A 21,350-nucleotide genomic window follows, 5' to 3' on the forward strand; every position below is an offset into this window, starting at 1 on the left:
CAGGACATGAAGCTCAACTTCCAGATGGGCCTGGACGGAATGAGCGACTACAAGCCCAGGCCCGACTGGATGGGGCCCGGCGAGGCCAGCACCTCTGTCTACGGCGAGAGGAACCAGCGGCGCTGGTGGCAGCGCTGGAGCGAGGCACTGGCGTCATCCTGACGAGGATGTTCCCTGTGCCGACAGCAGCAGAAGAGCCCGCACCGTCAGCTCGTCCGGTGCGGGCTCAGCAGCGTCACCTGCCGAAGGTCCTCATGCGGTCCGTGGTGTCGTCTCGTACGGCTTGATCATGTCGTAGATGAAGTCGCCGCCGTCGCGATAGGGGATTGCTCCCGTGCGGTCGAGTGCGCCCTCCATCGCGGCTGCCACGTCCTCGGGCGTCAGGTCCGGGTTCGGCGGTGTAGCGGTGGTCTGGCTGATGAACGCCTCGTTGAAGGAGCCGGCGGCCGATTCGATCACCTTGCCGGTGATCGTGCAGTCCTCGTGGGCGAGCCATGCCGCGACCGGCGCTACGACGTCGGGGGTCAGCCCCGCTGCCTGGTTCTGCTTGCTGGCCTCGGCGGTGAGCATGGTCTGCAGAGCCACGGTGTCGGCGTAGGGCGAGATGGCGTTCGCCCTGATCCCGTGCTTCGCTCCCTCGGCCGCCAGTGAGCGGGTCAGCCCCACGACGCCGAGCTTGGCGGCGGCGTAGATCGACTGGGTGGGCAACCCGGCGAGCCCGACGCCCGAACTGACGTTGACCAGGCGCCCGTAGTTCTGCGCGGTCATGTGCGGCCAGGCGGCACGGGTCATCCATATGTGACCCATGAGGTGGACGCCGACGACGCGTTCGATGTCCTGGTCGGTGATCTCGTCGAACCTCGCGAACGGTGCGATGCCGGCGTTGTTGATCAGGATGTCGACCCGGCCCCAGGCGTCGAGCGCGGTGTCCACGATCGCCCGCGCGCCGTCACGCTCGGCCACCGAGTGGCCGTCACCGACAGCCTCGCCGCCGGCCTTGCGGATCTCCTCGACCACCGCCTCGGCACCCGGGCCGATCTGCCCGCGCCCGTCGGGACCGACACCGAGATCGTTGACCACGACCTTCGCCCCCCGCGATGCCAGAAGCATCGCGTACGACCGTCCGAGCCCGGGGTTGCTGCCCGCGCCGGTCACGATCGCCACTCGTCCATCGAAACGAAACTCGTCCGCGCTCACTTTGTCCTCCACGGTGACCTCGGGGTTGACCGGCCCCCGGGTGCGGACGCACGACGGCCTCCGACAGGCGCACATCGTGCCCGGACCGGCCGGGGGACACCCTGCGAGGCTAGGACCGCGTCACGGCCGTCACCAGCGTCCGAAGGTAGGGCACAGGGCGCTTCCTTTGGGGGGTTTACGGCGATGAACCCGCCGGGCGAGCCTCGGATCACCGCAGCCAAGGGAGCTGGCGGGACAGCTCGCCGGGAGGAGAGACAGCGTATGCCGGTGAAACGTCCGGGGCGGGATGCCGTCCCCAACATGTCGGACTACGACGCCGAGCGGGCCCGGTTTCGCTGGGAGGTTCCACAGCGGTTCAACGCCGTCCTGGACATCCTCGAGCGCCGGGCGCAGCAGAGCCCCGACGAACTCGCCCTGGTGACACTGCGCCGCGACGGCGGGGTCGCCTCGTCGTACACCTTCCGCGAACTCAACCTGGCCAGTCGGCGCATGGGACATGCCCTCGCCGGGATCGGTGTCGGCAAGGGCGAGCGGATCTTCGTGATGCTGCCTCGGATCGCCGAGTGGTACATCGCCCTGCTCGGCGCCATCCGGATCGGCGCCGTCCCCGTCCCCGGCACCCCGCAGCTGACCTCCCGTGACATCGAGTACCGCGTCGACCGGGCGGAAGCCGTCGCGGTCGTCACGGACACCGACGGGGCGGTCAAGGTCGACAAGCTCACCGATCGAATGCCGACGCTCGCACACCGCATCGTCGTCGGGACCGCGCCGTCCGCCGGCTGGCACACGATGGACGGGCTGCTGGCGCGGGCGTCGGACGGGTCGACGCCGGCTGACCCGACCGCCGCCGACGACATGATGCTCGTCTACTTCACGTCCGGCACGGTCTCGTACCCCAAGATGGTCGCGCACACCCAGGCCAGCTTCGGGCTCGGCCACCTGGTCACGGCCCGCTACTGGCAGGACCTCCGGCCCGGGGACCTGCACTGGACCCTGTCGGACACCGGGTGGGCGAAGGCCGCGTGGAGCAAGCTCTTCGGGCAGTGGGCACAGGGCGCGACCATCCTGGAGATGGACCTGGGCAAGTCCGACCCCGATCTGATCCTCGACACGATCGAGCGCCACGGAGTCACGACACTCTGCGCGCCGCCGACCCTGTACCGCTCGCTGGTCGTCGCCGATCTCGCGAGCTACGACCTCTCCCGGCTGCGCCACTGCGTCTCGGCCGGCGAACCGCTCAACCCCGAGGTGATCCGGATCTGGGAAGAGGGCACGCGCGGGCTGGTCGTCCACGACGGCTACGGCCAGACCGAGACGGTCAACGTGCTCGCCAACTTCCGCTGCCTGCCGGTACGCAGCGGGTCGATGGGCAAACCCGTTCCCGGGTTCGACGTCGACGTGGTCGACGACGATGGCACGCGTGTGTCCGTGGGCGATGAGGGCAACGTCGCCATCCGGGTGGAGCCCGAGCGGCCGGCCGGGCTGTTCACCGGCTACTGGCGCGATCCCGACGCCACCGCGGCCGCGTTCACCAACGGCTGGTACTTCACCGGCGACAAGGCCCGCCGTGACGAGGACGGCTACTTCTGGTTCGAAGGCCGGCAGGACGATGTGATCACGTCCTCGGCATACCGCATCGGCCCGTTCGAGGTCGAATCGGCGCTCGTCGAACATCCGGCCGTCATCGAGGCCGCGGTCGTCGGACAGGACGACCCCGACCGGACCCAGATCGTCACCGCGTTCGTGATCCTGCACCCCGACGCCGCCCCTTCACCGCAGCTCGCCGAGGAACTGCAGGACCACGTCAAGCGCCTGACCGCCCCTTACAAATACCCACGCCGGATCCACTTCGTCAGTGATCTGCCCAAGACCGTGTCGGGCAAGATCCGCCGCGGCGAACTGCGCGACCGGCTGCGCGGCACCACCCAGACCTGAGATCCGCCGACCCGAGGCACGTGGAGGAGCATTCGATGACAACTGCTGACGAGGCCGCGACGCGGATCGGTGGCACGTGGGACCTCACCCTGCGCCCGGGGGCGTTCCCGCCGCGGAGCGGTGTGCTCACCCTGACCCCGGACGGCGACTCGCTGTCGGTGCGGTTCGAGACCCCGGAGGGCTCCAGCACCGGCGAGGGAGACATCAAGGGGCGGCGCCTGTCCTGGACCGTCGCCGTCGGCAGCAACCCGGCCCCGCTTCATTTCGAGGCGGAGGTCGAGGGCGACATTCTCCTGGGCCATGTCGAGCTGGGCGTCGGGCCGTTCAAGGAGCGAGCCCCGGTGGAGGGCGTGCGCGTCGGGTCGGGCGCCCGGTTGCCGTTCCGGGAGGGATCGGTCGCTGTCGTGGAGACGCTCACCGCGTGCGGGGTCGAGTACGTCTTCGGCTACACGGGCGGCGTGTCCACCAGCCTGGAGCGCAGCATCACCGAGCACGGCATGAAGGACTTCAACGCGCGCAACGAGCTGTCCGCGGCGTGGATGTCCTACGGCTACAACCGCGTGAAGCGGCGGGCCGCCTCCGCGGCGCTCACGTGGTGCGTCGGCGCGCTGCACGCCTCGCCGGTCGTGTACGCGTCCAAGCTCGACTCCACCCCCCTGGTTCTCATGCTGATCGAGAGCGCGGCGGCGTGGGACATGCGGGACATCCTGCAGGACGCGACCGAGCTGTATCCGGCGCTCAAGCCCCTGTCGAAGTACATCAAGCGCGTCGTCGACGGCGAGGACCTGCCGCTGGCCGTCCGGCAGGCGGTGCTCGCGGCGAGCACCGGCAAGTTCGGCCCCGCGGTGCTCGACCTCACGCAGGGCGCGATGTACCAGAGGACCACGGTCAGGACCGAGCAGCTCACGCTGCCGGAGCCGCCCGCGGCGGGCGAGACGAGCGTACGGCGGACGCTGGAGTTGATCGAGGCCGCCGAGCGGCCCGTGATCCTGGCGGGTGCGGGCATACATCTCGCCGACGCGACGGGTGAGCTTCGCCGGTTCGTCGACGCGACCGGCATTCCGGTGGTGTCGAGCGGGGCGGGAGGCCGCGCGGTCCTGCCGGACGACCACCCGCTCTACGCGGGCGACATGAGCGGCTGGGGGTACTTCGGGACGGGCACCAAGGTGGCCGAGGAGGCCGACCTGTGGGTCGCGGTCGGGTTCTCCTTCTCTCAGACGGCCACCCTGTCGTGGTCCCTCGCCAAGCCGGAGAAGGTCGTACAGGTCGACATCGAGGAGTCTCAGCTCGGCCGGATCTTCCAGCCGACGCTGGGCATCGTCGCCGACGCGAAGGCGTTCCTCGGCCAGCTCAACGACCGGCTGCAGGCCTCCGGTGCGGAGAGCCGGCACCGCGCGGACCAGGTGCGGACAGCGGAGATCGCGACGGCGAAGGACGCCTACGCCGAGACGCTGAGGTCCTTCGTCGGCACCGACCCGATCATGCCGGCCGCGATCGGCCAGGTCCTCTCGGAGGAGGTTCCCGCGGGGACCGTCTTCGTCAACGACGAGGGCTTCCCGGTGCCCGGGATGGTGTACCGGGAGTCGAAGTACCCTTCCGGCTTCGCGGCACCGCTGGGCTTCCACTACGCGGCGCTGGGGTCGTCCCTCCCGGTGGCGATCGGCGCGAAACTCGCCGCACCCGACCGACTGGTCGTCAGCGTCGGCGGCGACGCCGGCTTCTACTACGACTGCGGCGAGCTCTCGGTGCTCGCCGAGCGCAATCTCAAGGTCGTGAGCATCGTCCTCAACAACGGTGGCCTGTACGGCGGTCGGCGCGGGCGCGAGCACGGGGGCCCGGGCTCGGTGCCGTTCACGCACTGGACCGACCTTCCCGAGACCGACTACGCCGCGGTCGCCCAGGGCCTGGGTGTGCCGGGCGAGCGGGTGGACAAGGCGGACGAGCTCGCGCCGGCGATCCGGCGTGCGATCGCCGCGGACGGCCCGTACTTCATCGAGGTGATGACGGCCGCGAGCACGATGCACCTGCACATGGCCGAATGGCCCGATCCGGACCCCAAGACCACCCGCAAGGCGGGCCATGCCGACCTGTTCGTCGACGGCTCATGGCCTAACTGACGAACGACGCGACATCCCGCAACCGATCTCGAGGAGGAGTTCATGGCGACCGTTGAACAGCGGGAGGAATCGACGACCACGGGAGCTCGCCTGCCCGACATGGCGAGGTTCATCGACTTCCTCGAAGCCCGGAAGGCGGAGACGAAGAATCCGAAACATGCCGCGATGATCGACCTGCTCATCGAGCACTCGGTCGCCGAGGTACGCGACCACGACATCGACCGAACCATGGCGACACTGGTGGACGACTGCGTCTACCACAACTACGGCGACCCCGGCGCGATCGCGCGGAACGGCGGTCCGGTCGCCTACCGGGACGCGGTGCGCGCGAACTACCTCGAGAGCATGGCGAACGGCTCGCTGGACATGGACGGTCTCGAAGTCGAGATCGATCATTTCTTCATCAGTGATGAGGCCATCGCCTGGGACGGGTACGTGCGTCTTCGGCTGCCTGGTGCGGCGCTGGCCGAGGCGGGCGTGCCCCTGCCGGACGGGGGAACGGCCGACGACGTGTTCGTGCTCACGGCGAGGCAGGCCATCGTCATACCGTTCCGCGACGGTCTGATGGTCGGAGAGGACTTCTACCTCGACGGTCAGGGCACCTGGGAGAAGGTTGCCTGACCGCTCGCCGGCCACGAGGTCGGCGGGTCCTGTTCACATACTGCCGTCCCGACGGTGCGAAGGGTCTTCGCAGGCGAAGCCTGCGGGGGCCCTTTTGCATGGCGTCAAGATCCGGGAACGCGCCCCCTGCCCCAAGGCGCGGAGATCGGCGGGCGCGCCGGTTGTCGTCGAGGACGTGGTCACCAGCGGTAGTCAGGTCGTGCTGTCCACCACCGAGTTGCGTGCCCCGTCGCCGTCCGGCGCCCACCGGGACGGGGCAGCCGGATCAGACGCCGCGGCCCCCCTCCGCCCCCGTCGCGAGCAGTCCGTTGACCACGAGCCTCGCCAACCGCTCCGCAGTGGCCTTGAGTTGCTCCGCCGAAACGGGGTCCGGCCTGCCCAGGCGTCGCGCCAAAGGTCCTTCCAACATGCCCGCGACCGGAGGGATGACGGCGAAGAACATGACGTCCATCGGGATGGGCTCCATGCGTCCGGCGGCGACGAGCCGTTCAATACTCGGCACCATGAGCTGCAGAGTCGGAGCGATGTACTGCTCGTAGAGGTAGTCCAGCCGCTCCGTGTCGCGGGAGAACTCGTCGACGAGGACCCGTCCGATCAACGGCGTGTCCACCGCGCTCCGGTAGAAGCCGGCGATGATCAGGCGCAGTTGCTCGGCATCGTCGAGTGAGGGATCCGTCTTAGGCACGCCCGCCAGTTGCGCCTTCAGTGCAGCGTCGACCACCGCACGCCAGAAGGCCGCCTTGGATCCGTACCGGTCGTTGATGAAGTTGTGACTGACCCCCAGGCGGCCGGCCAGCACCCGTGCGGAACCGCCGTCGTACCCCAGTTCGGCGAAGGCCTCGAGCCCGCGCAGCAGGATGCTCTCCTCGTCGGGCACAGCACGAGTGTCCCGGCTCGGGCGCCCCGGCCGTCGGGCGGGTTCTGTTCTGGCTCCCACCATTGTCTCCTCACCGTTCGCCCCGGACCTCTGGGACTCGCTCCCAGCTTAGGCGGCTGACCGACAGCCTACTTGACACCCGTCAGAATACGACTAATCTGACAGGTGTCAGAACGTTCGCGGCGTGAGGCAAGCAGTCGGGTCAGCCCGTTCCTCGGAGGGCCGACCCGCACGAATCACCACCGGAACCACCGCTCCCCCCACCACGTTCGGCCTGCTCCGTCCTATGCCGGAGCAGGCCGAGCGCCCTCCGAAAGTGAGTGCCACATGACCGCACACCCCCCGCTCCGAAAGGCCCCCGACCACGTGGTGACGCTGATCGCCGCCGGGGATCCCCTCGCCGATGCCGTCGTCGCCGAACTGGACCAACACGGCGCACAGGCGCGGCGCGCTCTCGACGCGGGCCTCAGGAACGGCCTGGCAAGCCTGGACCCGGAGCCCCCCACGGCCGTAGCCGCGCTGCTGCGTCAACTGGAAACGCCCCCTTCCTGGGTCGACCCCTTGATGCTCCATCGCGGCGATGTCGCGAGCCTGTCCGTGCCCCCGATGTGGTTCCAGCTCTGCTCGCTGACCAGTGCGCTCGCGCACTCCTACGCCTCTCCTGCCACCGCACGACAGCTGGTCCGGACGGGCGGTACGACGGACATGGCTGGGCGTCGGCTCGCGGAGAGCGGTGTATGGGCACGGCAGACCGTCCGGCCGGGAGGGCTGCTCCGCGGACGGCCCGGCTACCTGGCCACCGTCGAGGTCCGGTTGCGCCATGCCCGGATGCGGGCCGACGCCGTCGAGGACTGGGACCGGGGCGCCGAGGGCCTGCCGATCGGCCAGCTCGACATGGCCCGTACGTGGCTCGGATTCACCCTCACCGCCTTCCGGGCTCTCGATGCCGTCGGCATCGGCATGAGCCCGGAGGAGGAGCACTACCTCTATCAGTACTGGTCGTACGTCGCCCATCTCCTGGGACTCGACGAGCGCCTCCACCAGGACGTCGGTGACCACGCCGGCGCGTGCCGACTGCTGGACCTGCTGGACTTCACGACGCGCGCGCCCGACGAGAACTCGGCGACCCTGACCTCGGCCATGATCGGTGCACAGGCCCGCGCGATGGCCGGCGCACCGGGCGTCGGGCTGTCCGAGGAGCAGCTGCGCCACCTCATCCACAGCGTGCTCCGGCGGACCTTCGGAGAGGAGTGGGGGGATCACCTGGGTATCCCCGTCGTCCCGCCCGCGACCGATCTCATCCCCCTGATCAGCCGGCTCAACCGCCAGGCCCGCTACTGGCAGACCTACTCCCCCGCCTCGGCCCAGGAAGCCCGCCGCCGAGCACTGGCGGAGCCCGCGCCGCACCTCAAGGCCGCCCTCCCTCCTCGCGCCCACTCGTGCCACAAAGCCACGGAAGGTGATCACACCGGCGTCCGCGCGGCCTGATTCACCTTCCCCTCCTTGCCGGCCACCACGGCCCAGCCCATGACGAGCTCCGACGACGCAGCCGTCCCGCACCGTTCAACTGTTCCCCCTCCTCTCTCTTCAGGAGTTTCGTCATGTCCCATGGATCAGCCCCCGCGTCGGACACGGCCACCGTGTCCATGCTCCCTCCCTCTGACGCACCGCCGCGTCACCGCTGGTGGATCCTCGCCGTCATAGGCGTGGCCCAGCTCATGGTCGTCCTGGACGCGACCATCGTGAACATCGCCCTGCCCTCGGCGCAGAAGGACCTGGGCTTCTCCGACGGCAACCGGCAGTGGGTGGTCACCGCCTACGCCCTCGCCTTCGGCAGCCTGCTCCTGCTCGGCGGCCGGATAGCCGACCTGTTCGGCCGCAAGATGACCTTCCTCGTCGGCCTGGTCGGCTTCGCCGGTGCCTCCGCCCTCGGCGGCGCCGCCACCAGCTTCGAGATGCTGGTCACCGCCCGCGCCGCACAGGGCGTCTTCGGCGCCCTGCTCGCCCCCGCCGCCCTGTCCCTGCTCACCGTGACCTTCACCGACGCCAAGGAACGCGCCAAGGCCTTCGGTGTCTACGGCGCCATCGCCGGCGCCGGCGGAGCCATCGGCCTGCTGCTCGGGGGCCTGCTGACCGAGCACCTCGACTGGCGCTGGACCCTCTACGTCAACCTCGTCTTCGCCGCCGTCGCCTTCGTCGGCGGAGCGCTCCTGCTCAAGCGCACCACCCGCGACAAGTCCGCCACCCTCGACATCCCCGGCGCGCTCCTCGTCGGCGGCGGCCTGTTCTGCCTCGTCTACGGCTTCTCCAACGCCGAGAGCCACGACTGGAGTTCGGTACAGACCTGGGGTTATCTGCTGGCCGGTGGCATCCTGCTCGCCGCGTTCACCTGGTGGCAGACCCGCTCCAGCCACCCCCTGCTGCCGCTGCGCGTCCTGCTCGACCGCAACCGTGGCGCCTCCTTCGTCTCGGTGCTGATCAGCGGCGCCGGCATGTTCGGTGTCTTCCTCTTCCTCACCTACTACCTCCAGCAGAGCCTGGGCTACACCCCCGTCAAGACCGGACTGGCCTTCCTGCCCATGGTCGCCGGGCTCATGATCGCCTCCACCCTCGCCACCACCGTGCTCATCCCCCGCATCGGCCCCAAGCCGGTCGTGCCGCTGGGCATGGGACTGGCCGCCGCCGGCATGGTCTGGTTCACCACCCTCGACCTCAACAGCGCGTACACCACCGACGTCCTGCCCCCGCTGGTCATCGCGGGCCTAGGCCTCGGTCTGGTGATGCCCCCCGCCATGAGCCTGGCCGTCGCCGGTGTGGCCGCCGAGGACTCCGGGGTGGCCTCCGCCGCCGTCAACACCATGCAGCAGGTCGGCGGGTCCCTCGGTACCGCCCTCCTCAACACCCTCTCCACCACCGCCGTCGCCAACTACCTCGACGGCCGCGACGCCAAGGACCCGATGGTCCTCGCCCACGCCGGCCTGGAGGGCTACTCCACCGCCTACTGGTGGTCCGGCGCCTTCTTCGCCGCGGGCCTGGTCATCAGCGCCCTCCTCTACCGTCGAGGCGTCCCCGCGCAAGACCCGGACGCGGCACCCGTCGTCCACATGTGAGTCCCAACCACGCTAGCTGCTCCCAGGGCCAAGGCGCTCTCCGGGGGCAGCTTGCGCATGTCGCTCCCTTGAGGCGGGTCATCGCCTGCGACGACGCCCGGCCGACCGTGGGGCGCGCCTGGATGCGGCTTGCGAGAATCTCGGCACGGACGACCCGTGGCTGGTCGTCAACAAACGTCTGAGCGGCGCTGCCGGCCAACGCGGGGACGAAGCCCGGCAGCCCAAGCAGAAACATGCCTCACCGCCGCCCTGCTTCTGACACCCCTCCCGAAGGACCGGCCGACGCGGACCGTCCCATCCAGGATGTGGCCCAGTGGTGTTCAGCGCCCGGGGATGAAGCCGTGGTCGCCGCCGGGGTGGTCGGGGTCGATGACGTGCAGAATGCGCTGTCCGATGTCAGTGAGGTGACGGACCTGGGCTTTGGTCAGGGGGTCGAAGACCAGCCGTCTGACCTCCTGGACATGCCCCGGAGCGACGGCGAGAACCGTCTCGTACCCTTCCTCGGTCAGGGCCGCCAGGGTGTAGCGACCGTCGGTGGGGTCGGGGCTGCGGTGTACGTATCCCTTGCGTTCGAGACGGGCGACGACCTGGGACAGGCGGGAGAGCGAGCCCTCGGCGTAGGAAGCGAGCACGCTCATGCGCAGCGTCCGCTCCGGCGACTCCGACAGGGCAGCCAGCACGCCGTAGTCGAAGTAGTTCAGCCCTGCCGACCGCAGTTGTGCGTCGAGGGCGCTCTCCAGGCGCAACATGATGCCGACCAGGCTGAGCCACGCGCGTCGTTCCTGCTCATCGAGCCATCGGGGGCCCTCTTCGGCCGGGATCTTTGTCACGCCCTCAATCTACCGTCACTTCACACTTGAAGCGAAAGGCGGACCGAGATCACTTGATGCTTGAAGTCATAGCACGCTACATTTCACTTCAATCCTTAAGTGACTGCCCGGGTCTGTACCGAGCAGCGAACTCCGTAGGAGACCCTCGTGAAGCTGCTCGTTCTCGGCGCCACCGGCGCCACCGGCCGTCTGCTCGTCGACCAGGCTCTGGCGGCTGGTCACACTGTGCGCGCCCTGGTCCGCTCCCCCCAGAAACTGGACGCCGCCCGGCCCGGACTTGACGTCGTCTCCGGTCAGGCCACGGACGCCGGCGACGTCACGCAGGCCATGGCGGGCGTGGACGCGGTGATCAGCGCCCTCGGAGCCAGTGGGGGAACCGTCATCACCGACGCGACGCGCGCGGTCATCGCCGGCGCGGCCAACACCGGCGTCAGCCGCTTCGTGTACCTCTCGTCGTTCGCCGTTCTGCACGATCGGCTCAGCGGCCCGGCCAAGGCCATGGCCGGCCTGGCGATGAGCGCGATGGTCAAGGACAAGGCCGCGGCCGAGGACGCGCTCCGCGCCAGCAACCTCGACTGGACGATCGTGCACGCCGTCCGCCTCACCAACGGACCCTCCACCGGTGGCGCCAAGCCCCTCCCGACCTCGGCCACCCTGCGCATGGGCGACACCGTCAGCCGCACGGATGTGGCTGCCTGGATGCTGGCCGCCGTCACGGACACCTCCACCAGCCGCCGCCCCGTCGCCATCGCCAGCTGAGCCTTCTTCCCCCTTTCGCCATATCGCCCTGTTCTGATTCGGAGAACACCATGAGCGGACAGCTCGCCACCCGTTCCGCCCGCCCCAACGGCCTGGCCATCGCCGGCAGTCTGGTCGGGACCGCAGTCGTCGCCACCGCGCTCAACGCCGTCATCGCCGTGATCGCACGCGCGGCCGGCGCCTCGGACGACTTCCAGCCGCTCCACCTCTCCGCCTACGCACCCCTCACTGTCTTCGGGGTCCTGATCGGCGCCGCCGCCTGGGCGATCGTCCGCGCCCGTTCGGCACGTCCCGCCGGTCTGCTGCGCACCCTCGTACCCGTCGTCGTCCTCGTCAGCCTCGTCCCGGACGTTCTCGTCGGCGCCTCCGACAGCAAGCCCGGCACCAGCTGGGGGGCCGTCATCGCCTTGATGGTCATGCACTTCGTCGTAGCAGCTGTCGCCGTCCCCGCCTTTCGGCGATTCCTCCCCCTGGACGGCGACCAGGGCTGACCCCTCCCCCGGGATCGTATCGACGGAGTAGTTTGCGTCCGGCCAAGGCATTCAGCACATGCGTGCGAATGCCTTGGTTCCGTTTGCCCGCAGGGACGGATGAGAGACTCGCATCGATAACTGCGGTCTCCCACCACGACGTCGCCTTCGCACGGCGGCGAGACGGCCCGCCGACTCTACGAGGACGCACCGTTCGGACTGCTCGCGCACGACACGAGCGCGGATCCGATCTTCATCTACTCGAATTCGACCGCCCAGAGGTGCTTCGAGTACACCTGGCAGGAGTTCGTGCGGCTCCCGTTCCGGCTGTCCGCAGCGATGTGGAACCTGGTGGACGCCGACGGCTCACAGCACGGTCAGACCGCCGTGTTCCGGTCGTGGACGGACGTCTCGGAGGACCGGACAGGCGGCTGATCATGTCCGACGCGTCAATGGGCCCATGGAATCCGGTCAACGCGGACCGATGACCGCCCCTCTTCGAGAGGCCACTGAGGCAGCTCTACCGCATCGGCCGGCGCGGGATGACTTAGCTGTCACGCCGCGCCCGATCCGCCCATGCTCTCGGGCAGTTCGCTGGGTGACGAGCACCTCGGCGGACAGGCGCCCGGCGAGCCCGTCGCGTAGGTCGTAGGCCGTGTCCGCAAAGTCCCTCCCCCAGAGGGGTGCCCCCAGCCCTGCGACGCCCGGCACGTGCTCTCGCCGCACCGGGCGAAAGCCCACGTGCAAGCAAGTACGAGGACTTCCGCCCGGCACTCCCCCAGCCTTCGGCCGGGGAACCCCCCCAGAGCACGCACCGGACGCCGCGAGGCCCGCCATCCGGGCGGACGACGGGACTTCGCGGACACGACCTAGTCTCCTGAGTCATGAACTCTGTTCATATGTATAGGCTTGCCGTCTGGCACGGATGGGGCGGCCGAAGGCCGAGTTGACGCTGTCGGACGAGGAACGGGCCGCACTTGAGGGGTGGGTGCGGGGTCGTTCCACGCCGCAGGCGTGGGCCTTGCGGTGTCGGATCATCCTGGCCTGCGCGGAGGGCGCCTCGAACAAGGACGTGGCGGCTCAACTCGGTTCCACGCCACATGCGGTGGGCCGCTGGCAGGCCAGGTTCGTGCGGTACCGGATCGCCGGTCTGGGTGACATGCCACGTTCCGGTGGCCCCAGGACAGTGACGGACGAACAGGTCGCCGCCGTGGTCGCCAAGACGCTGGAATCCACTCCGAAGAACGCAACGCACTGGTCGACACGGTCGATGGCGAAAGAGATGGGCCTCTCACAGTCGTCGGTGTCACGGATCTGGCGTGCGTTCGGCCTGCAGCCGCACCGGTCCGAGACCTTCAAGCTGTCGACCGATCCGTACTTCGTCGACAAGGTCCACGATGTCGTCGGCCTCTATCTGGCCCCACCCGAGCGGGCATTGGTGTTCTGCGTGGACGAGAAGTCGCAGATCCAGGCCCTGGACCGGTCCCAGCCGGTGCTGCCGATGATGCCGGGGGTTCCCGAGAGGGCGACTCACGACTATGTGCGCGCCGGCACCACCACCCTGTTCGCAGCCCTGGAGGTCGCGACCGGCAAAGTGATCGGCTCTCTGCACCGCAGGCATCGGGCCGAGGAGTTCAGGAAGTTCCTGATCAAGCTCGACAAAGAGGTGCCTGCCGGCCTGGAAGTCCACCTCATCTGCGACAACTACGCCACGCACAAGACTCCCGCCATCAAGAAGTGGCTGCTGGCCCACCCCCGGTTCCACCTGCACTTCACACCGACCGGCTCGTCCTGGCTGAACCTCGTCGAGCGATGGTTCGCCGAACTGACCAACAAACAGATACGGCGAGGCGTTCACCGGTCCGTCCAAGCCCTGGAGAAGGACATCCGCAACTGGATCTCCGCATGGAACACCGACCCGAAGCCCTACGTCTGGACGAAGACCGCAGACGAGATCCTCGAACGCCTCGCCAGCTATCTGAACAGAATTCCCGACTCAGAACACTAGCGGCGCGTGCTGCCCCCGTCCGTGACGATGAGCTGCCCGGTGATGAACGCGGCGTCGTCGGAGGCGAGGAACGCCACGACGCCCGAGACGTCGGACGGCATCTGCACCCGCTTGATGTTCTGCCCTTGCACGGCCTGCTCAAAGAAGGACTCGTCCGTGTTCTCCACGGCGGCGGCCGTCCGGACGAGACCCGCGGCGACGCCGTTCACGGTGATGCCGTGGGCACCGAGACCGGTGGCCAGGACGGAGGTGAATCCGTTCAGGGCGCCCTTGGCGGAGATGTAGGAGACGAAGGGCGGCGGCGCGGTCCAGTAGCTGGACGAGGTGATGTTGATGATCCGGCCCGCCGCGGACTCCTTCAGGTGCGGCAGGAACGCCTTGGCGGTCAGGAAGGGGCCGTCCACATTGACGGCGAAGGTGCGACGCCACTCGTCGTAGGTCACGTGGTCGAAGTCGGCCAGCAGAACCACGGCCGCGTTGTTCACCAGGATGTCGACGGGACCGAGTTCGTCGCGGACCCGCGCGGCGAACCCGTGGATCGCGTCGGCGTCGGAGATGTCGACCTTGTCGCTGAGGAATCGTCGTCCGGTCTCCTCTACGAGTGTCCGCGTCCCGTCGGCCGGATCGACGTCCGCGACCGCGATGTCCGCGCCCTCCGACGCGAGCCTGCGGGCGATCTCCTGTCCGATCCCCCTACTGCCTCCGGTCACGACGGCGGTCTTGCCGGTCAGTTTCCCAGCCATGACGCATCTCTCCTCGGCCAGCGCTCGAACGGTCTCGTTCCTGGATGGTGCGCATCAACGCCGTCGACGGGGGGTGGCTTGTCCGTCCAATGAACATGTCCATTGAGCGTGACGGGGGTCACTTCCTACCTTGTCGCTACTCGCTGGTCGGTCACCGTGCCGTGCGTCCTGGTTCAGGTGCGGCCGAAGAGCCGCGCGGAGGAGTTCCGCGAGGGCACAGGGCCGGTTCGGCAGCGGTGCTGCCGGGATGGCCGAGCACCGAGAGACAAGCACCCGCAGCAAGGCCCGGCGGCGAACGTCGGTTCCGAAGGCAGCGTTTTGCGCGCAAGGAGTCGTCCATGGTTCAGATCGAAACACCCGGTGCGAAAGAGGGAGAGGGTGGCAGATACACCCTGAGCCCGGGCACGCTCGCCGCAGTGGTGCTCGCTGTGTGCCTCTCGCAGATAGCCCTTTCCGTCCCCTCGCTCATCACCGGGCTGATCCAGCAGGACCTCACGCCGACCTCGGCCCAACTCACCTGGATCGTCGACGCCTTCTTCATTCCCGTCGCCGCGCTGGAACTGGGCTTCGGCGTGTTCGGTGACCTGTTCGGCCGCAAGCGCCTGCTCATCGGGGGCGCCGCGCTCATCGTCGTGGGCTCGACTCTCGCGGTCCTGGTGCCGGGAGAGGGATCCTCGACCGGCACCCGGGTGACGTTGCTGATCCTCGCCCAGGTCCTCAACGGCATCGGGGCCGCGGCGATCTTCCCGACGAGCCTCGCCATGGTGGCCGCCGGCACGCACACCACCGCCACCCGAGCGCGCGGCGTGGCGGTCTGGGCCTCGGCGCTTTCGGTCGGCGGCTTCCTCGGGCCGCTGCTGGCAGGCGTCGCCGCCAAGATCCACACCGGATGGGCCGGGAACGCGAACTGGCGCTGGGCCTACGTCGGTGTCCTTGTCATCGCTGTGGTGAGCGTGGTCCTGTCGCTCTCCCTCGCCCAGAACTCGGCGTCACCCGAGGGCCGGTCCATCGACTGGCCGGGGCAGATCACCGCCGCGCTCGGCCTGTTCGCTCTGCTGTACGCCGTGATCCAGGGCCCCGAGAGCGGCTGGGGGAGCCCACAGATCGTCATCGCGTTCGTCCTCGCGGCGGTCTTCCTCGTGCTGTTCGTCTTCGCGGAGGGTCGCGTGGCCGCGCCGCTGCTTCTCCTGAGCGCCTTCAAGAACCGGGCGTTCGCCGTGAACTCGGCGGTCACCGTGATCGGTATGTTCGGCTTCCTGGCGATCATGTACTCGACCAGTATCCGCCTCACCACCATCCAGGGGTTCAGCCCGCTGAAGAGCTCCGTCGCCTACCTCTTCTTCGGCGGCATCGGCCTGGTACTGCTGCCCCTCACTTCCAGGCTGCTGGAGCGCTACAACCCCCGGTGGGTGCTCTTCACCGGCCTGGGCTTCATCGGCGTAGGCGGGCTGTGGTTCGCCGGCGTTCCGGCGAGCGACCGGGCTCTGGGCGCCATCGTCGGGCCTCTGATCCTCGCCGGCGTCGGTTCGGGACTCGCCTTCGCCGCCATGAGCGCGGTCGCGGTCAACTCGTTGCCCAACCACCTCGCCGGGATGGCCAGCGGTGCCACGAGCACGTTCCGTGACCTCGGGTTCGCCCTCGGCCCCGCGATCACGGGTGCCGTCGCGCTGGGTCAGGCCGCCAAGGAGATCGCCCGCAACGTGGTCGGCGATCCCGGTCTGAGCAAGGCCTACGCGGCTTTCCAGGCCTCTGCGGCCCATGCTCCCGCGGAGCAGAAACCGCAGCTCGAGGCGGCGGTTCACGCCGTGGCCTCGGGCCCGCTGGGGGCCAACTCCGTGCCGGCCAGCATCACCACACCCGATGGTCAGGTCGTGCCCTTCAACCCGCTCAAGGACGTCGCCTTCCACGCCCTCAGCCACAGTTACTCCCACGCGTACGTGCTCGGTGGCGTGGCTGCCCTCGTGGCGGCGGCACTCACCCTGGTGGGTGCGCGCGGTGGTGTGGGCGAGAGCCATCTCGACGACGACCCGCACACCCTCGACGGCTGATGCCCGGCGAACACGCCGGCGCCGGGACATGAGTGACAAGCCGGCCAGGACGGCCGGAGCGCCCGTCGCGACTTCTCCTCCTGGGGAGCGGCCGCGACGGGCCACGGCATACACAGAACAACGCTCAAGCGACCTACTCGGACAGGAGTCGGACCCATGACCACCACACAAACGGCGCCGAGCAGTACGGACGATGCCCGTGTGCCGGAAGCGGTCGCCCAGGCGGAGGCAGCGTGGCTCGTCGCCATCACCAAGAGCGACGAGGAGCAGCGTGCGCTCATGCTCCCCGAGTGCGTGATCGTTCACGGCCCGGTGGGCAACGTCCACGACCGCGAACGCTTCCTCCGCTACAACGCGTCGATGGGGGCCACCCTCGAGGCCGAGACCAGCGAGGTGACGTGCCAAGGGCGGGAAGGACGTGTCATCGTGACGTGCTTTCAGAAGATGCGCATCAGGCGCGTGCCCGACCTGCCGCCCTTTCTGGTGCAGGCCGTGGCGACGCGGGTGTGGTTCTCGACCGACGAGGGTTGGCGCCTCGGTCACATGCAGCTTTCCCGGCGCCAGCCGTCGGTATGACGTGCCGGTTCCCTCGCCCTGCGGGCTACGAGGTGCGGATGGGAATGCCCGGCCGCCAGCCGAGGCTCCTGGACAGTCCGAGCCCGCTCGCGACCAGCGAGGGAACCGCCGCCTGCAGTTTGATCGAGCCCGCGGCCACCACGACGGACAGGGCCGCGACGACTTTGCCGCTGCCGTCGACGATGCGCGTCGCGACCGACTCGGCGCCTTCGGTCAGCTCTTCCTTGACGACCACCGTTCCGGTCGAGCGGCAGGACGCCAGTTCGCGACGGAGTTCGGTGGGCTCCACGATCGTTTTGGGCGTGAAGCGTTGCAGCCTTCCCGCCAGTACTTCATCGATGAAGGCCGCACTGCTGTGGCTCAGCAGCACCTTGCCGACACCGGAGCAGTGCAAGGGGAGCAGGCCGCCGACCTGTGACGTCAGTCCGACGGCGTGGACCGCCGACAGCCGCTCGATGATCACGGCCTGGTCGCCCTGGAGGACCGCCAGCTGCACATGCTGGCGAAGAGCCGTGTACAGGTCCTCCACGAACGGCTGCGCGGCGCTGCGGAGCGTCTCGGCGCGCGGTGCGAGGGTTCCCAGGCGCCACAGCGGCAGGCCGATCACGAACCGGTTGTCGCTGGTGCGCTCCAGCGCGCCGGCCTCGACGAGTTCCAGCGTGAGGCGCCTGGCGGTGGCGTGCGGCATGCCGGTGCGTCGGACCAGGTCGGCGAGGCTCAGCTCGGTGTTGTTGGGGTCGAAGGCGAACAGCAGGTCCCACAGCCGGGAGCTGACCGAGCGTCCCGGTTCGTTCGCGCGAGGCATGGGCCTCTCCTTTGTCGAGCGTGACCCCACTCACCCTACCTCCAATGTTCGTTGGATGGATAGCTCTGTTCTATCAATGCGCATTTCACCGAACCCTTGGATACAGCCGGTTACCACCTCGATCGAGGTCCACAGGAGTGAAAGAGCATGAGCACAGAAGTCGGCCCCAAGATCGCGATCCTCGGTGGCGGCATCGGGGGCCTCGCCGCCGCGGCGTTCCTTCGCGACCAGGGCTTCGAAAGCGATGTCTACGAACAGGCGACCGCCCTCACCGAGGTGGGCGCCGGCCTGGTGATCGCACCCAACGCCGCCCGCCTGCTACGACGCCTCGGCGTGCTGGACCGATTCATCAAGCGCGCGGTGCGCATGGAGATCGGCTGGGAGTTCCGGCGCTGGGAGAACGGCGCCGTTCTCTCCGCGGAGAACCTGGAGGAGGGGTGCGTGCGTCTGTACGGCGAGCACACCTACACCGCCCACCGTGCCGACCTGCTCGAAGCCTTGAGGTCGGCGGTACCCGAGCACTCGATCCATCTCGGCAAGCGCTGCGTCTCGGTCGAGTTCGAAGACGACCGGGCGGTCCTGCACTTCGAGGACGGTGAGACGGTCCGTCCGGACATCCTCATCGGCGCCGACGGCGTCCACTCACGTGTGCGCGGCGCCATCGTCGGGCCGACACAGGCCAGGGAGTCGGGCATCTGCGCCTTCCGGGCTCTCGTACCCGCGGAGCAGGCACCCGACTTCGCCAGGCGACGTGCACAGACCCTCTGGATCGGCCCCGACCACCACCTCGTGCACTACCCGGTCTCCGGCGAGGAGTACGTCAACCTCGTCGCCTTCGCACCCGCCGGGACCAACAGCGTCGAGTCATGGACGGCCACCGCGACGCTCGGCGAACTGCTCGACGAGTTCGCCGGCTGGGATCCGCGTCTGGTGGAGCTCATCACGGCAGCCGAAACACCGGGACGCTGGGCGTTGCTCGACCGCGAGCCCCTCGACCGCTGGAACCGTGGAAACGCGACCCTGCTGGGTGACGCGGCCCACCCGATGTTCCCGTTCTTCGCCCAGGGCGCCGCCCAGGCGATCGAGGACGGCGCGGTTCTGGCCCTCTGCCTCGCGGCGGATCCGGACAACCGGACCGCGGCGCTGGAACGCTACGAGGAACTCCGCCGACGCCGTACGGCCCGCCTGCAGGAGGTGTCGCACGGGCGGTCCCACATCAACCACCTTCCGGACGGCCCGGAACAGCTGGCACGCGACCTGGAGTACTCGCAGGCCGACCCGCTCCGGGCGAACGGCTGGATCTACGAGTACGACCCCGAGACCGCCGTATCGGCGTCGGCGTGACGCGGAGGCAGGTATGAAGATCACGGCCGCGGTGTCACGCGAGAGCCGGGCAGTGCCCGAACTCGAGCAGGTCGACCTCGGGGACCCGAGGCCGGACGAGGTCCTGGTGCGCATCGTGGCAACAGGCATCTGTCACACCGACATCAACTGTCACAACGGTCATGGGGTCCCCGTACCTCGCCCGATCGTGCTCGGGCACGAGGGCGCGGGTGTCGTGGAGGCGGTCGGTGCGGGCGTCACGCGTCTGCGGCCCGGTGACCATGTGGTGCTCTCGGGCAACTCCTGCGGTGTGTGCCCCAGTTGTCTCGACGCGCGGCCCACCTACTGCCGGGAGGCGATGCGCGCTGCCTTCGGCGGGGCAAGATTCGACGGCAGCTCACCGATCTCCCAGGCCGGAGACCGTGTCGCGGCCGTGTTCTTCGGACAGTCCTCCTTCGCGACGTACGCGGTGGCGCCCGCACGGAGCGCGGTCCTGCTCCCGAAGGACGTCCCTCTGCACCTGATGGGACCGCTCGGCTGCGGTGTCGTCACGGGGGCGGGCTCGGTTCTGGAGTCGTTCAGGTTGCGCCCCGGACAGTCGATCGCGGTGTTCGGCACCGGTGGCGTGGGGCTCGCGGCCGTCATGGCCGCCCGTCTCGCCGGCGCCCGGCGTATCGTCGCCGTCGACATCAGCCGCCCCCGGCTCGAGCTCGCCGTGGAACTGGGTGCGACCGACACCGTGCTGGGGGGCGACGGCGGTGAGGAGGCGGCACTGCGACAGATCGAGCCTGACGGATTCGACTTCGCGTTCGTCACGACGGACGTGCCGTCCGTCTACGCGACCGCGACGACGTGCCTGGACGTCGAAGGCACCCTCGGCTACGTGGTGGCACCCGCGGGCGAGTGGGTCCCGGACACCGGCTTCCTCCTCTCCGGCGGCCGCAGGCTTCAAGGGATCATCGGCGGCTCGGCCAACCCCCACACCTTGATCCCCCGGCTGGTCGAGTACTGGCGGGCGGGTCGGTTCCCCTTCGACCGGATGATCGAGGAGTTCTCCTTCCACGACTTCGCCAAGGCGTGGAAGGAGGCCGGTTCGGGGCGGGTGATCAAGGCCGTGCTCAGAATGCCGGAAGCCTGACATCGCTTCCGCGAACAGTCACGTCGACGCGGTGTCGATCTTTCCAGAGCGAACAAGGCGTTGACCGTCCAACGAACACAGCCGTTGTCCTCGCCCAGACCGCACAAGAGACTGCGGTACGGGCGGCCTCAGAAGCGGCCCCACCTGCACCCTTTGTCGAAACTCTCCATACGCCCAGAGAGGCGGACCACCGAATGGCAACCGCAACCGGTAGTGGACTCGTCGTGCGAACACTGCAGCGAGCCGGCGTCAACGTGGCCTTCGGCCTGCCCGGGGCGCACATCGACGGCATCCTCCAGGACGCCCTCGATGCCAAACTCCGGATCGTCGACGTACGCCACGAGATGAACGCCGGTCACGCGGCCGAGGGCTACGCCCGGGTCACCGGGGATCTCGGGGTCGCCGTCGTCACGGCCGGCGGCGGCTTCACCAACGTCCTGACCTCGATCGCCAACGCCTATCTGGACCGGACACCGGTCCTCTACATCGCGGGCTCCGGTCCGCTTGAGACGGACCAGGTCAACGACCAGCAGGCCGGATTCGACCAGGTCGCCATGGCCGCCCCGGTGACCAAGTTCGCGCACCGCGTCACCCGTACCGAGCTGATCCCCCGTCTGGTCGCCCAGGCGATCCGTACCGCCCTGTCGGAGCCCAGGGGCCCGGTGCTCCTCGACATCCCCTGGGACGTGCTGCGCCAGTCGGTGGACGTCGACGAGGTCGACGACTACCGAGTCGAGGGGGGGGGGCCCCGGGTGTACCCCCCCCGGGGGGGCGAAGCCCAAGGTGTGTGAGT

At 68.9% G+C, this 21,350-nt stretch carries 19 protein-coding genes; 14 read left to right on the forward strand and 5 right to left on the reverse strand.

Annotation, left to right across the window (positions count from 1 at the left end; genetic code table 11):
- Positions 1–252: 252 nt before the first annotated feature.
- The gene (locus tag ACFXC1_RS48740; RefSeq protein ID WP_381256227.1) at positions 253–1,164 is read right to left on the reverse strand and encodes an SDR family NAD(P)-dependent oxidoreductase; all 912 of its coding nucleotides are present in this window, start codon (positions 1,162–1,164) and stop codon (positions 253–255) included.
- Positions 1,165–1,458: 294 nt separating this feature from the next.
- Here ACFXC1_RS48740 and ACFXC1_RS48745 point away from each other — a divergent pair, with 294 nt between their 5' ends.
- The 3 genes from ACFXC1_RS48745 to ACFXC1_RS48755 are packed head-to-tail and all read left to right on the forward strand — an operon-like array spanning position 1,459 to position 5,870.
- The gene (locus ACFXC1_RS48745) at positions 1,459–3,132 is read left to right on the forward strand and encodes an acyl-CoA synthetase (RefSeq protein WP_381256230.1); all 1,674 of its coding nucleotides are present in this window, start codon (positions 1,459–1,461) and stop codon (positions 3,130–3,132) included.
- A 35-nt stretch (positions 3,133–3,167) separates the two neighbouring features.
- On the forward strand, positions 3,168–5,249 hold the full coding sequence (locus ACFXC1_RS48750) for a thiamine pyrophosphate-binding protein (RefSeq protein WP_381256232.1): 2,082 nt from the start codon (positions 3,168–3,170) through the stop codon (positions 5,247–5,249).
- A 42-nt stretch (positions 5,250–5,291) separates the two neighbouring features.
- The gene (locus ACFXC1_RS48755) at positions 5,292–5,870 is read left to right on the forward strand and encodes a nuclear transport factor 2-like protein (protein ID WP_381256235.1); all 579 of its coding nucleotides are present in this window, start codon (positions 5,292–5,294) and stop codon (positions 5,868–5,870) included.
- A gap of 265 nt (positions 5,871–6,135) precedes the next feature.
- Here ACFXC1_RS48755 and ACFXC1_RS48760 read toward each other — a convergent pair whose 3' ends face one another.
- A complete protein-coding gene (locus tag ACFXC1_RS48760; protein WP_381256238.1) occupies positions 6,136–6,747 on the reverse strand; it encodes a TetR/AcrR family transcriptional regulator in 612 nt (203 codons plus the stop codon).
- 327 nt (positions 6,748–7,074) lie between these two features.
- On the opposite strand from ACFXC1_RS48760, the gene ACFXC1_RS48765 reads away from it, so the two are divergent.
- Both ACFXC1_RS48765 and ACFXC1_RS48770 read left to right on the forward strand, forming a co-directional pair.
- Entirely contained in the window at positions 7,075–8,235 is a 1,161-nt protein-coding gene (locus tag ACFXC1_RS48765; RefSeq protein ID WP_381256241.1) for an oxygenase MpaB family protein, read from the forward strand.
- Positions 8,236–8,348: 113 nt separating this feature from the next.
- Entirely contained in the window at positions 8,349–9,857 is a 1,509-nt protein-coding gene (locus ACFXC1_RS48770) for an MFS transporter (RefSeq protein ID WP_381256243.1), read from the forward strand.
- Positions 9,858–10,177: 320 nt separating this feature from the next.
- On the opposite strand, the gene ACFXC1_RS48775 is transcribed toward ACFXC1_RS48770, so the two are convergent.
- A complete protein-coding gene (locus tag ACFXC1_RS48775) occupies positions 10,178–10,687 on the reverse strand; it encodes a MarR family winged helix-turn-helix transcriptional regulator (protein ID WP_381256246.1) in 510 nt (169 codons plus the stop codon).
- 147 nt (positions 10,688–10,834) lie between these two features.
- On the opposite strand from ACFXC1_RS48775, the gene ACFXC1_RS48780 reads away from it, so the two are divergent.
- The 4 genes from ACFXC1_RS48780 to ACFXC1_RS48795 all read left to right on the forward strand — a co-directional run bounded on the left by ACFXC1_RS48780 (position 10,835) and on the right by ACFXC1_RS48795 (position 13,924).
- Positions 10,835–11,446, forward strand: coding sequence for an NAD(P)-dependent oxidoreductase (locus ACFXC1_RS48780; RefSeq protein WP_381256249.1), 612 nt, complete (start codon positions 10,835–10,837; stop codon positions 11,444–11,446).
- A gap of 50 nt (positions 11,447–11,496) precedes the next feature.
- Positions 11,497–11,937, forward strand: coding sequence for a DUF6069 family protein (locus tag ACFXC1_RS48785; protein WP_381256252.1), 441 nt, complete (start codon positions 11,497–11,499; stop codon positions 11,935–11,937).
- A 120-nt stretch (positions 11,938–12,057) separates the two neighbouring features.
- The gene (locus tag ACFXC1_RS48790) at positions 12,058–12,351 is read left to right on the forward strand and encodes an MEKHLA domain-containing protein (protein ID WP_381256383.1); all 294 of its coding nucleotides are present in this window, start codon (positions 12,058–12,060) and stop codon (positions 12,349–12,351) included.
- Between the two features lie 490 nt (positions 12,352–12,841).
- Positions 12,842–13,924: an IS630 family transposase gene (locus tag ACFXC1_RS48795; protein ID WP_381256255.1), complete on the forward strand. Its 1,083-nt coding sequence runs from the start codon at positions 12,842–12,844 to the stop codon at positions 13,922–13,924.
- On the opposite strand, the gene ACFXC1_RS48800 is transcribed toward ACFXC1_RS48795, so the two are convergent.
- Positions 13,921–14,667, reverse strand: a complete 747-nt coding sequence (locus ACFXC1_RS48800) for an SDR family NAD(P)-dependent oxidoreductase (RefSeq protein ID WP_381256258.1) — start codon at positions 14,665–14,667, stop codon at positions 13,921–13,923. The genes ACFXC1_RS48795 and ACFXC1_RS48800 overlap by 4 nt on opposite strands.
- A 338-nt stretch (positions 14,668–15,005) precedes the next feature.
- Here ACFXC1_RS48800 and ACFXC1_RS48805 point away from each other — a divergent pair, with 338 nt between their 5' ends.
- Both ACFXC1_RS48805 and ACFXC1_RS48810 read left to right on the forward strand, forming a co-directional pair.
- The gene (locus tag ACFXC1_RS48805) at positions 15,006–16,715 is read left to right on the forward strand and encodes an MFS transporter (RefSeq protein ID WP_381256261.1); all 1,710 of its coding nucleotides are present in this window, start codon (positions 15,006–15,008) and stop codon (positions 16,713–16,715) included.
- A gap of 156 nt (positions 16,716–16,871) precedes the next feature.
- Complete coding sequence (locus ACFXC1_RS48810) at positions 16,872–17,291, forward strand: nuclear transport factor 2 family protein (protein ID WP_381256264.1); 420 nt, start codon at positions 16,872–16,874, stop codon at positions 17,289–17,291.
- 25 nt (positions 17,292–17,316) lie between these two features.
- Here ACFXC1_RS48810 and ACFXC1_RS48815 read toward each other — a convergent pair whose 3' ends face one another.
- Positions 17,317–18,096 (reverse strand): IclR family transcriptional regulator, encoded by a 780-nt coding sequence (locus tag ACFXC1_RS48815; protein WP_381256267.1) that lies wholly within the window; start codon positions 18,094–18,096, stop codon positions 17,317–17,319.
- A 147-nt stretch (positions 18,097–18,243) separates the two neighbouring features.
- Here ACFXC1_RS48815 and ACFXC1_RS48820 point away from each other — a divergent pair, with 147 nt between their 5' ends.
- From ACFXC1_RS48820 to ACFXC1_RS48830, 3 genes are all read left to right on the forward strand, one after another.
- Positions 18,244–19,440, forward strand: a complete 1,197-nt coding sequence (locus ACFXC1_RS48820) for an FAD-dependent monooxygenase (RefSeq protein ID WP_381256270.1) — start codon at positions 18,244–18,246, stop codon at positions 19,438–19,440.
- Positions 19,441–19,453: 13 nt separating this feature from the next.
- Complete coding sequence (locus ACFXC1_RS48825) at positions 19,454–20,557, forward strand: NAD(P)-dependent alcohol dehydrogenase (RefSeq protein WP_381256272.1); 1,104 nt, start codon at positions 19,454–19,456, stop codon at positions 20,555–20,557.
- A 224-nt stretch (positions 20,558–20,781) separates the two neighbouring features.
- The gene (locus ACFXC1_RS48830) at positions 20,782–21,348 is read left to right on the forward strand and encodes a thiamine pyrophosphate-binding protein (protein WP_381256275.1); all 567 of its coding nucleotides are present in this window, start codon (positions 20,782–20,784) and stop codon (positions 21,346–21,348) included.
- Positions 21,349–21,350 lie beyond the last annotated feature (2 nt).

This window comes from Streptomyces hokutonensis (assembly GCF_042751305.1).
In the GTDB taxonomy this organism is placed as follows: domain Bacteria; phylum Actinomycetota; class Actinomycetes; order Streptomycetales; family Streptomycetaceae; genus Streptomyces; species Streptomyces hokutonensis_A.

Bases quoted from the DNA above. Each gene is read 5' to 3' on its own strand.
- ACFXC1_RS48800 (WP_381256258.1), bottom strand. From the start codon at position 14,667: ATGGCTGGGAAACTGACCGGCAAGACCGCCGTCGTGACCGGAGGCAGT.
- ACFXC1_RS48825 (WP_381256272.1), top strand. From the start codon at position 19,454: ATGAAGATCACGGCCGCGGTGTCACGCGAGAGCCGGGCAGTGCCCGAA.
- ACFXC1_RS48785 (WP_381256252.1), top strand. From the start codon at position 11,497: ATGAGCGGACAGCTCGCCACCCGTTCCGCCCGCCCCAACGGCCTGGCC.
- ACFXC1_RS48805 (WP_381256261.1), top strand. From the start codon at position 15,006: ATGGTTCAGATCGAAACACCCGGTGCGAAAGAGGGAGAGGGTGGCAGA.
- ACFXC1_RS48810 (WP_381256264.1), top strand. From the start codon at position 16,872: ATGACCACCACACAAACGGCGCCGAGCAGTACGGACGATGCCCGTGTG.
- ACFXC1_RS48745 (WP_381256230.1), top strand. From the start codon at position 1,459: ATGCCGGTGAAACGTCCGGGGCGGGATGCCGTCCCCAACATGTCGGAC.
- ACFXC1_RS48750 (WP_381256232.1), top strand. From the start codon at position 3,168: ATGACAACTGCTGACGAGGCCGCGACGCGGATCGGTGGCACGTGGGAC.
- ACFXC1_RS48755 (WP_381256235.1), top strand. From the start codon at position 5,292: ATGGCGACCGTTGAACAGCGGGAGGAATCGACGACCACGGGAGCTCGC.
- ACFXC1_RS48820 (WP_381256270.1), top strand. From the start codon at position 18,244: ATGAGCACAGAAGTCGGCCCCAAGATCGCGATCCTCGGTGGCGGCATC.
- ACFXC1_RS48765 (WP_381256241.1), top strand. From the start codon at position 7,075: ATGACCGCACACCCCCCGCTCCGAAAGGCCCCCGACCACGTGGTGACG.
- ACFXC1_RS48815 (WP_381256267.1), bottom strand. From the start codon at position 18,096: ATGCCTCGCGCGAACGAACCGGGACGCTCGGTCAGCTCCCGGCTGTGG.
- ACFXC1_RS48770 (WP_381256243.1), top strand. From the start codon at position 8,349: ATGTCCCATGGATCAGCCCCCGCGTCGGACACGGCCACCGTGTCCATG.
- ACFXC1_RS48795 (WP_381256255.1), top strand. From the start codon at position 12,842: ATGGGGCGGCCGAAGGCCGAGTTGACGCTGTCGGACGAGGAACGGGCC.